This window comes from Rhodococcus aetherivorans, from assembly GCF_011058165.1.
Lineage (GTDB): Bacteria > Actinomycetota > Actinomycetes > Mycobacteriales > Mycobacteriaceae > Rhodococcus > Rhodococcus aetherivorans.
The window spans coordinates 1-10583 of the sequence record NZ_JAALEG010000133.1; the positions used below are offsets into that span (position 1 = coordinate 1).

Annotated in this window: 10 protein-coding genes and 2 pseudogenes; 9 read left to right on the top strand and 3 right to left on the bottom strand. The window is 70.6% G+C overall.

Annotated elements, in window-relative coordinates; translation table 11 throughout:
• The coding region (locus tag G6039_RS28595) for a DNA polymerase III subunit gamma and tau (RefSeq protein ID WP_164528169.1) at nucleotides 1–1543 on the bottom strand (1543 nt) is incomplete at its 3' end.
• A 73-nt stretch (nucleotides 1544–1616) separates the two neighbouring features.
• Between G6039_RS28595 and G6039_RS28600 the strand changes: the two genes are divergently transcribed.
• Nucleotides 1617–2411 carry an SDR family NAD(P)-dependent oxidoreductase gene (locus G6039_RS28600; protein WP_029547115.1) on the top strand — a complete coding sequence of 265 codons (795 nt, stop codon included), beginning with the start codon at nucleotides 1617–1619 and terminating at the stop codon, nucleotides 2409–2411.
• A 14-nt stretch (nucleotides 2412–2425) separates the two neighbouring features.
• Here G6039_RS28600 and G6039_RS28605 read toward each other — a convergent pair whose 3' ends face one another.
• Nucleotides 2426–2755 (bottom strand): hypothetical protein, encoded by a 330-nt coding sequence (locus G6039_RS28605; RefSeq protein WP_006943121.1) that lies wholly within the window; start codon nucleotides 2753–2755, stop codon nucleotides 2426–2428.
• Between the two features lie 294 nt (nucleotides 2756–3049).
• Between G6039_RS28605 and G6039_RS28610 the strand changes: the two genes are divergently transcribed.
• The 5 genes from G6039_RS28610 (at nucleotide 3050) to G6039_RS28630 (ending at nucleotide 7074) form a co-directional block, all read left to right on the top strand.
• Complete coding sequence (locus G6039_RS28610) at nucleotides 3050–4198, top strand: beta-mannosidase (protein WP_029547114.1); 1149 nt, start codon at nucleotides 3050–3052, stop codon at nucleotides 4196–4198.
• 222 nt (nucleotides 4199–4420) lie between these two features.
• The gene (locus tag G6039_RS28615; protein ID WP_006943118.1) at nucleotides 4421–4696 is read left to right on the top strand and encodes a DUF4193 family protein; all 276 of its coding nucleotides are present in this window, start codon (nucleotides 4421–4423) and stop codon (nucleotides 4694–4696) included.
• Between the two features lie 151 nt (nucleotides 4697–4847).
• The gene (locus tag G6039_RS28620; RefSeq protein ID WP_006943117.1) at nucleotides 4848–5126 is read left to right on the top strand and encodes a GlsB/YeaQ/YmgE family stress response membrane protein; all 279 of its coding nucleotides are present in this window, start codon (nucleotides 4848–4850) and stop codon (nucleotides 5124–5126) included.
• A gap of 217 nt (nucleotides 5127–5343) precedes the next feature.
• Nucleotides 5344–5526 (top strand): hypothetical protein, encoded by a 183-nt coding sequence (locus tag G6039_RS28625; RefSeq protein WP_029547113.1) that lies wholly within the window; start codon nucleotides 5344–5346, stop codon nucleotides 5524–5526.
• Nucleotides 5527–5748: 222 nt separating this feature from the next.
• The gene (locus tag G6039_RS28630) at nucleotides 5749–7074 is read left to right on the top strand and encodes an ammonium transporter (protein ID WP_006943115.1); all 1326 of its coding nucleotides are present in this window, start codon (nucleotides 5749–5751) and stop codon (nucleotides 7072–7074) included.
• 11 nt (nucleotides 7075–7085) lie between these two features.
• Here G6039_RS28630 and G6039_RS28635 read toward each other — a convergent pair.
• A pseudogene (locus G6039_RS28635) lies at nucleotides 7086–8014 on the bottom strand (IS5 family transposase).
• 474 nt (nucleotides 8015–8488) lie between these two features.
• On the opposite strand from G6039_RS28635, the gene G6039_RS28640 reads away from it, so the two are divergent.
• From G6039_RS28640 to G6039_RS30365, 3 genes and pseudogenes are all read left to right on the top strand, one after another.
• The gene (locus tag G6039_RS28640) at nucleotides 8489–8821 is read left to right on the top strand and encodes a hypothetical protein (RefSeq protein WP_006943112.1); all 333 of its coding nucleotides are present in this window, start codon (nucleotides 8489–8491) and stop codon (nucleotides 8819–8821) included.
• 201 nt (nucleotides 8822–9022) lie between these two features.
• The gene (locus G6039_RS28645; RefSeq protein WP_029547111.1) at nucleotides 9023–10108 is read left to right on the top strand and encodes an alpha/beta hydrolase; all 1086 of its coding nucleotides are present in this window, start codon (nucleotides 9023–9025) and stop codon (nucleotides 10106–10108) included.
• 279 nt (nucleotides 10109–10387) lie between these two features.
• Nucleotides 10388–10583, top strand: a pseudogene (locus G6039_RS30365) (hydrolase); the annotation flags it as partial.

Here is a 10583-nt window from a genome sequence, read left to right on the forward strand (position 1 = left end):
CTCGAGCATCGTCAGCTCGTAGACGTCCGTGAACAGGGCGGTGCTCGCCGTCGCGGTGCGCGGGTCGCGGTGCGGGCGGCGCGTGTTCCTGCACGACGGGGCGCGGTGCAGGCTCCGGTTCCTGCACGACGGGGCGCGGTGGGGCGGGCGTCGGCGGTGGGGCGGGCGTCGGCGGTGGCACGGGCGCCGGCGCCGCGGCGGCCGGTCGTGACTCCGCCGGTGGAACGGGGGCCGGCTCGGCCGCAGGCTCGGGGACGGGCGCGACCGAGGACGGTGCGGCTCGTCGCTGCGAGGGTCGCTGGAAACGGGCGGCCGGCTCGTCGGGGGCGATCGGCGGCGTGGGCGCGGCCGGCGCCGGAGCGACGGCCCGCGGGGCGGCGCCCTGCGGGGCCGCGATCCCACTTTCGAGACGCTCGAGGCGTTGCAGCACAGCCGATTCCGAACCCGAAGCGGCGGGCAGCAGCATCCGCGCGCACATCACCTCGAGGAGCAGGCGCGGGGCCGTGGCACCGCGCATCTCTCCCAGACCGGAGTGCACGATCTCCGCGTACCGGGTCAGGGTGGCGGGACCGATCCGGTCGGCTTCCTCCCGCATCCGCTCCAGCACGTCGCCCGGGGCGTCGACGAGGCCGCGATCGGCGGCGTCGGGCACCGATCGCATCAGGATGAGATCCCGGAGCCGCTCGAGCAGGTCGACCGCGAACCGTCGCGGGTCGTGGCCGGCATCCATCACCTTCTCGACGGTCCCGAACAGACCCGCACCGTCGCCGGCGGCGAGGGCGTCCACGGCCTCGTCGATGAGGGCGACGTCGGTGACGCCGAGCAGCGAGAGTGCACGGCTGTAGGTCACGCCCTCCTCGCCGGCGCCGGCGAGGAGCTGGTCCATCACCGACAGCGAGTCGCGCGGCGAACCGCCGCCCGCACGGATCACCAGCGGGTAGACGGCGTCCTCGACCGCCACGTTCTCCTGCGTGCAGATCTTCTCGAGCAGCCCGCGCATGACGGGGGGCGGCAGCAACCGGAACGGGTAGTGGTGGGTGCGCGAGCGGATCGTCGGCAGCACCTTCTCCGGTTCGGTGGTGGCGAACACGAAGATCAGGTGCTCCGGCGGCTCCTCGACGATCTTGAGCAGGGCGTTGAAGCCCTGCGTGGTGACCATGTGGGCCTCGTCGACGATGAAGATGCGGTACCGCGACTCGGCCGGTGCGTAGAAGGCGCGGTCGCGTAGTTCGCGGGTGTCGTCGACGCCGCCGTGGCTGGCGGCGTCGAGCTCGATGACGTCGAGGTTGCCGCCACCGCCGGGGCCGAGCGCCACGCAGGACCGGCACGTCCCGCACGGGGCCGACGTGGGGCCCTCCGCGCAGTTCAGGGAGCGGGCCAGGATCCGGGCCGAGGAGGTCTTGCCACAGCCGCGCGGGCCCGAGAACAGATACGCGTGATTGATGCGACCTGCGTCGAGGGCGATGCTCAGGGGCTCGGTGACGTGCTCCTGACCCACCACCTCGGCAAAGGTCGCCGGTCGGTACTTACGGTAGAGGGCCACGCGCCGAGACTACCGGCGCCGACCGACACCCCGGCCGCGTGGTTGCGGCGGAGTGATGCGGGTATCCGGGGCCATGACCGAAACACGACCGTTGGCCCTGGTGACCGGAGCGTCGAGCGGCATCGGCCTGGAACTCGCCCGACTGTTCGGCCGGGACGGATACGACCTCATCCTGGTGGCCCGCTCCGATGCCCTCGACGACGCCACCCGCGCTCTCGCCGCCACCGGCGCCGCCGTGATTCCGGTGCGCGCCGACCTCCGGACGGTGACGGGCGTGGAGGAGGTGTGCACCGCCGTGACGGCGACCGGCCGGCCACTGGCCGCCGCTGCGCTCAACGCCGGCACCGGGCAGGGTGGCCTGTTCGTGGACACCGGCCTCGAGGACCAGCTCGAGGTGGTGGACGTCAACGTGCGCTCGACCGTGCATCTGGCCAAGTACGTCCTCGACGGCATGGCCGGGCGCGGCACCGGGCGCGTGCTGATCACGTCGTCGGTGGTCTCGGAGATGCCCGGCCCGTACCAGGTCGTCTACAACGCCTCCAAGTCGTTCCTGCAGTCGTTCTCCGAGGGGCTGCACGAGGAGCTGCGCGGGACCGGGGTCACCGTCACCGCGCTGATGCCCGGAGCGACCGACACCCCGTTCTTCCGCAAGGCCGGGATGGCGGACGCGCCGATCGCCCGCGGCCCCAAGGACGACCCTGCGAAGGTCGCCCGCAAGGGCTACGAGGCGATGCTGAAGGGCAAACGGAAGGTGGTGGCCAGCTCCCCCATGTCCAAGGCGATGGCGGCGGCGGCGACGGTGACACCGGATTCGGTGAAGGCCTTCCTCCACCGCTTCATGGCCGCGCCGGCGTCCGCGCCTCGCTGACCGAGGCAGGTGCCTCAGAGGTTGGGCAGCGCCCAGCTGAGGAACACCACGCCCGCGAGGATGCCGAAGATGCCGGTGAGCATGCCGACGAGAGCGTCGAGGGACTTCTCCTCGTCGGTGAACACGGCGGGCCGGCGGGTGGCGGCGATGCCGGTCCCGATGGCCGCCGCACCGAGCAGAATCCCGAAGCCGAACGTCCAGAAGGTCACGATCGACAGGGCGCCGAGCATCAGCGCCAGATCGGCCCCCTTCTCCTCGACCGCCTCACGCAGCGTCGACAGCGCGGGGAGGTCGAGGCGGGAACGGTGCGGTCCGGAGCGGAAGGGAGTCTGCAGGACGGACATGGTCTTTCGGATCCTCGTCGGCGATGGCGGAACGGTGCGCAGCATCCGGTGGCGGGGTCGTACGGAACCTTCTGCAGGACAAGAATTCCGGGATGGGTGAACGGTCCGGCGACCACCGCTCGATGCGACCGGGAACAGATACGGGACACGGCATCTACTCCTGGATCAACCTCACTCGTCGGCCCGGCTGCTACGCAGCACAGATTAGCACTCACCGAGCCCGAGTGCTAACGCGGCGGTCTCGCGGGGTTCGCATGCGCAGCCGATCCGGCTCCGCGCCAGTACAGTTCCTCCATGGGATCGGGGAGCACGGCAAAGGCGTGGGCGGTGGGTCTCTCGATCGTCGCCGCGGCGACGATCGGCACGGCCGGCACCGCCGCCGCCGATCCGGATCCGGGCGCGCGGGTCACCACCGACGGCACGGCGCTGCGGCTCGACGGGCAGCCCTGGTGGCCCACCGGCTTCAACGCCTACCAGCTGGGCACGAACTGGGCGGTGAACTGGGGCTGCGGCGCCATGGTCGATCTGGATGCGTACTTCGGCGCGCTGCCACCGCATTCGCTCACCCGCTTCAACGCCTTCCAGGCCCTGGCCGTCGACCGGTTCACCGGCGAACTCGACTTCGGCCCGCTCGACGCCGTGTTCGCCGCGGCGGAGGCCCACGGTCAACTCGTGATCCCGGTCCTTGCCGCCCAGGACGGCGCGTGCGAGGACGAGGCGTTCAAGGACCGGCAGTGGTATGTCGACGGATGGACGGAGCCGGTCGATCACGAGCGTGCCGTGCTGAGTTTCCGGGACTGGGTGACGACGGCGGTGACGCGATGGAAGGACTCCCCGGCGCTGGCTGCATGGGAACTCGTCGGCGAACCCGAGACCAGCATGTGCACCGACGCGGCGTGCTCGTGGTGGCTGCGGCAGTGCCCGCCGGACGCGGCCGCCGTCCTGCGCGGGTTCTTCGACACGGCGGGGGCGCAGGTCCGCGCGATCGATCCCCGCACCCTGATCACCGCAGGGCTCACCGGCGGCGGGCAGTGCGGCACGCAGAGCGACGAGTACGCGCTGGTCGGGTCGTCCCCCTTCGTGGACGTCGTCCAGTACCACGACTACGGCGCCGACGGGATCCCGTTGCCCGGCGACCAGTGGAACGGCCTGGCGCGCCGCATCGCCCAGGCCCAGCAGATCGACAAGCCGCTGCTGGTGGCCGAGATCGGCGAGCCGGCGGGCTGGTGCGGGGCCACGGCCGACCGCGCCGAGCACATCGCGACGAAAATCGAGGGACAGAAGACGGCCGGCACCGCCGGGGCGCTCCTCTGGGCCTTCGTCCCCGATCCCCGGCCGGACTCCTGCACCTACGACATCGGCCCAGACGACGAATTGTGGGACGTGATCGAGGAATTCGGAACCTCGGGTGCATCCGTCGGGCCCATCCCGAACACCGGATAGCCGGGGCCCGCGCGCGGCGAGACCACCCGTCCGGTCGGACGGCCGGCCTGGATCGCCCACCGGTTCCGGCACAGTGGTTTGGTATCTCCCCGGTCCGGGTACAGGAGGGCGATCACGGCCCGGCGTCGCCCTCACCGGCACCCGCCGGAAGGTGACACGAAGAAGACATCGCACCGCGCGGCTGGTGCCGTCGCCGGGCGGCGACCAGGACTGAGGAGGGTCATGACACTCGACTACGACACCCGTAAAGAGCTCGACACGGACGAGCTGACCGCCCCGACGCTTCCGGCGGTGAGCGAGACCGTGGAGCCGGACGACGGCGACATCGCCGAGTTCTTCGAACTCCCCGGCGCCGACCTGTCCGGCGAGGAGCTCACCGCCCCGGTCGTCCCCCGGCGGAACGACGAGTTCGTCTGCGACAGCTGTTTCCTGGTCCACCACCACAGCAGGCTCGCGCCGTCCGACGACGGCACGACACGCTGCCGGGACTGCAGCTGACGGACCTCGGCGGAAGGCGCAGAACGAGAACAATTTTCCGCCGAGGTGTAGTCCCTCGCCCTACGGGGTAACCGAAGTCGTGACCACGCCGGCGACGGCGGGTGAAGACCGGAGGGGATCGACGAGATTCCCGAACGAAGGGAAGTGGAGCGTGCTCGGACTCGGAATCATCGGGTGGATCATCATCGGCGGCCTCGCCGGCTGGATCGGTAGCAAGATCATGAAGACCGACGAGCAACAGGGCATCCTGCTGAACATCGTCGTGGGTGTCATCGGCGGTCTGCTCGGCGGCTTCCTGCTCAAGCTCTTCGGTGTCGATGTGGCGGGCGGCGGCCTGATCTTCAGCTTCCTCACCTGCCTCCTCGGTGCGGTGATCCTGCTGTTCCTGGTCAAGGCTGTCACCGGCCGCCGCACGGTCCACCACCGGTAATCTCGCCGACCAGTCACCACACGCGCAGCGGCCTCCCGTCGCCCCGTTCCGGGGCACGGGAGGCCGCTGCGCTGCACGGGCCGAATCCGCGCCGGGCGTGTCGGCCGTCATCCGCTGCGAAAACGGGACCTTTCCGGCATGCTGGCCGGGTGGATGGCGCGTGCGGTGAGCGTGGCGGTCATCCGGGGAACGCCGCCGAGCGACGAGAGGGACACCGATGGACGACACCGCAGCAACGAGGGCACGCTCCGCCACGGCGGGCCGCACCCCGCAGGAGACCCCCGAGCTGTCCTCGGAGGATCTCGCCGCCGTCGTGGAGGCGCTGACCGGCCGGCCGGCAGACATCCCGGAGTCCGAGCCGGCCCCGAAACGACGCCGATCGCCCCGCAAGAAGACCTGAGCCCCCGGCCGCCGACCTCGTCGGTCCCGTAGCGGGCGAACCTCGCGAACACCGCTCCGCGGCACCGCCCGTGCGCGGCTACCGGGACACCCTCGCGGCCACTTGTCCGAAATGACCGTTTCCGTAACTCGCTCGCAACACCCGCGCCGCGTGGCAGAAACCGGACCGGCACATCGTGGATACCCGGCGCACCGAGAACCGTGCGCGTGAGGAGAATCTGCCGTGTCACCCACGATCGACGCCGGGGCCACCGCGTGGCTGCTGGCGAGCACCGCCCTCGTCCTGCTGATGACCCCGGGTCTCGCCTTGTTCTACGGCGGGATGGTCCGCTCCACCGGCGTCCTCAACATGATCATGATGAGCTTCGTGTCGATCCCGCTCGTCACGGTCACGTGGCTCGTCGCGGGCTACACGCTCAGCTTCGACGACGATCTCGGCGGCGGAGTGCTCGGCGGATTCGCACACCTGGGGATGAGCGGTATCGGGCCCGACACCGTCCACGGCCAGGTACCGGAACTCCTGTTCGCCACCTTCCAATTGACCTTCGCGATCATCACCGCCGCCCTCGTCAGCGGGGCGATCGCCGACCGGGCCAAGTTCTCCGCCTGGATGCTGTTCGTGCCTGTCTGGGCACTGCTCGTGTACGTCCCTGTCGCCCACTGGGTCTGGGGACCCGACGGCTGGATCGCACGGCTCGGCGTGCTCGACTACGCGGGTGGACTCGTCGTCGAAACCGTCTCCGGAGCGTCCGGTCTGGCCCTGGCACTGGTGCTCGGACCAAGGCTGGGATTCCGTTCCGAGTCCATGCGGCCGCACAACCTCCCGATCGTCCTGCTCGGCGTGGGCCTGCTGTGGTTCGGCTGGTTCGGATTCAACGCCGGCTCCGCCCTGGCCGCCGACGGCAAGGCCGCCGCGGTCTTCCTCAACACGCTCGTCGCCGGGTGCACCGGCATGCTCGGGTGGCTGTTCGTCGAACAGCGCCGCGACGGGCACCCCACCACGTTCGGCGCCGCCTCGGGCGTGGTCGCCGGCCTGGTGGCGATCACCCCCGCGTGCGGCACCGTCGATGTTCTCGGTGCGCTCGTCGTCGGCGCGGTGGCCGGCATCGTCTGTTCGTACGCCGTGGGCTGGAAGTTCCGCCTGGGCTACGACGATTCGCTCGACGTCGTCGGCGTGCACCTGATGGGCGGCATCGTCGGCACCGTTCTCGTCGGCGTGCTCGCTACCGCCGTGATGACCGAGGGTCCGGAAGGATTGCTGTACGGCGGCGGCTTCGCGCAGCTCGGCAAGCAGGTCCTCGCGGTACTGGTGGTGGGGTTCTACGCCTTCGGCGTGACCTTCGGCCTCGGCAAGCTGATCGACCGCACCTTCGGCTTCCGGGTCAGTAAGGAGGACGAGGCGTCCGGTATCGACCTGGCCCTGCACGCCGAATCCGCCTACGAACACGGCGTGCCCGGGCACGGGGCGATGGGCGGGGTCAATCCGCTGCACTCGGTCTTCCCGTCCCAGGCACGGGAAGACGCCGTGCCCGGCGACGACGAGCGCTAGGGTGTGTTTCATCAGCGGTCGGGCCGGAGCCACTGATTGATGGCGGCGATTCGGACGGTGGCGGTATAGCGGACCGCAAGTTTGTCGAATCTGGTTGCCACCGCGCGGTTCTGCTCGAGCTTGTTGATACCGCACTCGACAGCATGACGCTGCTTGTAGTGCTCGGTGTCGAACTCCGGCGGACGTCCACCGGACGACCCCTTCCGCGTCCGGTGGGCAGCCTGATCGGACTTGACCGGAATGGTCGCGCGGATACCGCGTTTACGCAGGTAGGCGCGATTTCCGGTGCTGCTGTATGCCTTGTCGGCCAGCACACGATCCGGCCGGGTACGCGGCCGACCGCGGCCGGTCCGCGGCACACCGATCCCGTCGAGAACCGCGGTGAACTGCGAACTGCCCCCGCTGACCGGCGGTGACCACGCTCGACAACGGTTTGCGGCCCTGCTCGCAGGCCAGATGGGTCTTGGTGGGCCACCCACCACGCGACCGTCCCCACGCGTGATCCTCCGGTTCGGTCACCACCCCGCCGGGTGGCTCTCGATCTGCTGATCGCCGTCCCCGCGGGCCCCGGCCGCATGCTGGTGCGCCCGCGCGATGGTCGAGTCGACGCCGACGTCCCACACGATCGCGCCGGCAGCGTCGGCGAGTGCCTGCAACGCCGTCAGGATCTGTGCCCACTCCGCCGCGCTGCCGGCGCCGGAACAGCCCGTACACCGTCTGCCACGGTCCGTACCGGGCCGGGACGTCCCGCCAGGGGGTACCCGTGTGGGTCCGCCACCGGATGCCGTCGATGGGCTGGCGTTTCGTCCATTTCGGCGGGCGGCCCGCCTTCTCCCCCGGGGCAGCAGCGGGCCAACCACGACCACTGCGCGTCGGTCAGGTCTGCTCGCCCCGGCCGATGCCGATACCGTGTCCGGTCACGGCCGAGACCACCGGGCACCGCCCGGAGGCCTGCCGGCATCCTCGACGAGGGTGGCCGCCGTCCGCGTGGTGCAAGCCTGGCGTCGAGCCGAAACCGGTGGTCCTCGAGAGGTTTCGGCACGTGCACACCGCGGAATGCCGGGAGCACCCACCTCATCGCGACCGCCCATGGTGATGAACGGGGGGCAGGGACAGCTGTCGCCCCCAGGCCGTCGATGGCGGTGTCACCTGTCTGCTCCCTCCGGGTCCGCGGGCGCACCCAACCGGCCTCGGGCGGGCGAACGATCCGCCGCCCACCCCGGTCGAGAGTTCCGTCGGCGAGAAACAGGTATCCCTCCGGGTCGTTCGGCCGATGCCCTCGGGCCCCACGGCGGGCAACGATACGCCCTGACACACACTGCGCAGGCCGGGTTCCCTGGTGGCGCCGACACCGTTCGTCGTCGCCCTTCGGAATGGACCCGTCGCGTGGACTGCACGAAAGGGGCCCGCACCGATGACGGCAGAATCGTCCGGCTGGGGGGACTATGTCACGGCGGCGTTCTCCCGCGATTTCGTCGCCGAGGGATTCGACTACGACACCGTCGAACAGATCCATCGCGGCGTCTTCGACGAGTGGCGGGTTGCGCTGGCCCGCTCGGGTCTGTTCACCAACCGCGCCGTCGCCGAGGCGGTGCGCTGCTGGCAGAACAATCCCTCCTCCCTGTTGGACGCCCTGCTCGCGGACGCGGACGAGATGACCGACAAGCGCTACCGGACCGCGTGGAACGCACTGGACCGAACTGCTGCACACGACGGCTCCGTCCGGGCCGCGGCCCGGTATGCATGAGCGCCGGCAGTCTTTGTCGGTGCGTGCGCCCCCGGACCGGCACCGTGTCCAGACCCCGACGTCGGCACCGCCGGTGTGCCGACGCCTCAGGAGATATGTGCACGCCGACTCGGACTCCACCTCGGCAGCGTGCATAGTCCCCCGGCCCACGCGTGCCCGACCGGTCCGGGGGCGCAAGAACGAACTGATGTGAGGACCATCGTGACGACCACCCCACCGTCGGAACCCGGCGATCTCGACGGATGCGCCGCGCCGCACGGGCCAGGAGTCCCCCTTCGCCCCACCCAGGTGCGTGGGCGGCACTTCCCCGGAGCCAGCGTGCAGGCGCAACTGCTGGCGCGATCGCTCCAGCTGACCCTGCGCCCTGTGCTCTCACTGTGGGCGCGCGCGTCCGGGCTGCCGTGGCCGACCAACCTGATCGAATCCGTCGGAAACCTGCTGCCGCCGATCGAGGGCACCCGGTGCCGACCCGCGACGCTCCCGCACTGCGGCGCGCTCTGGGTCCAGGCCCGCGACGTCGGTGCCGACCGCGTCGTCCTCTACCTGCACGGCGGCGCGTTTCTGTGCTGTGGCCTGCGCACGCACCGGCGCCTCGTCTCGCGCATCTCCGCCGAGGCACAGGCACCGGTGCTGATGGTCGACTACCGGATGCTGCCCACCCATACGATCGACGACGCCATCGACGACAGCATCGACGGGTACCGGCTGCTCCTGGCCACCGGCTACCGGCCCGAGCAGATCGTGATCGCCGGCGACTCCGCCGGCGGGTACCTGTCGTTCATGGTGCCGCTGCGGCTCCGTGACGAGGGCCTGCCCGCCCCCGCAGCCGTTGTGGCGCTCTCCCCGCTGACCGAGTTGGATCCGGCCCGCAAACTGGCACACCCCAACGCGGACCGGTGCGCCCTCCTGCCCGCCACCGCCGCGGCGGAACTGTCCCGACTCGCTCGACGCCTCGAAGCCCACCGGGCGACCAGCCCCTACACCCGGGCCCGGCTGTGCCCGATCGAGCACGATCTGCGCGGCATGCCCCCGACGCTGATCCAGGTGGGGTCGGACGAGCTGCTGCTGCCGGACGCCGAAACCATGGCCCACCGGCTCACCGAGGCCGGCAGCTACTGCGAGCTGCAGATCTGGGACCGCCAGGTGCACGTGTTCCAGGCCGCGGCCGATCTGCTGCCCGAATCCCGGCGGGCCATCGCCGAGATCGGCCACTTCATCCGGTCCATGGTCCCGGCCCGGGCACCCGGTGCGGTACGCCCCCAGAAGACACCGGGATGCCCCGCATAGCATCAGGTTTCGGGACCGGAGTGGGACCCGCGCCCGCCGACTCACCGACCGATTCCGGCGTGACGAGTTCCGGGGCGGCGACACGCCTCCGCGTGGGTGACCCGGCCGCCGGTGCCGGAAGGGAGGCCCGTTTGTGATCTACCCGCATCACCGAACCAGGTAGGTGTATGGGCCGATCGGCCGTTGTCCGCCTCGTTCGTGACCGGAATGTTATGGAGTGTTCCGTCCGAGCGGCACCTGGATCCCTCGGACACCGTATGACACGAAGGACTCCATTTCATGGCCAAGCACAGAGTGCGTCGGGGCAACCGCCAGCAGGTCTCGACCACAGGACTGCTGATCGCCGGGGGTGTGACGGTGGCAGCATGCCTGCTTCCGGCGTCTCCTGCCGCAGCGGAGCCGATCACGATTCCCGGGATCGGAACGTTCGACCTCCCCCACACGCCGGCGCTTCCTCCGGCGCCTACCCCTGCAC

Bases quoted from the DNA above. Each gene is read 5' to 3' on its own strand.
- G6039_RS28600 (WP_029547115.1), top strand. From the start codon at position 1,617: ATGACCGAAACACGACCGTTGGCCCTGGTGACCGGAGCGTCGAGCGGC.
- G6039_RS28605 (WP_006943121.1), bottom strand. From the start codon at position 2,755: ATGTCCGTCCTGCAGACTCCCTTCCGCTCCGGACCGCACCGTTCCCGC.
- G6039_RS28610 (WP_029547114.1), top strand. From the start codon at position 3,050: ATGGGATCGGGGAGCACGGCAAAGGCGTGGGCGGTGGGTCTCTCGATC.
- G6039_RS28615 (WP_006943118.1), top strand. From the start codon at position 4,421: ATGACACTCGACTACGACACCCGTAAAGAGCTCGACACGGACGAGCTG.
- G6039_RS28625 (WP_029547113.1), top strand. From the start codon at position 5,344: ATGGACGACACCGCAGCAACGAGGGCACGCTCCGCCACGGCGGGCCGC.
- G6039_RS28640 (WP_006943112.1), top strand. From the start codon at position 8,489: ATGACGGCAGAATCGTCCGGCTGGGGGGACTATGTCACGGCGGCGTTC.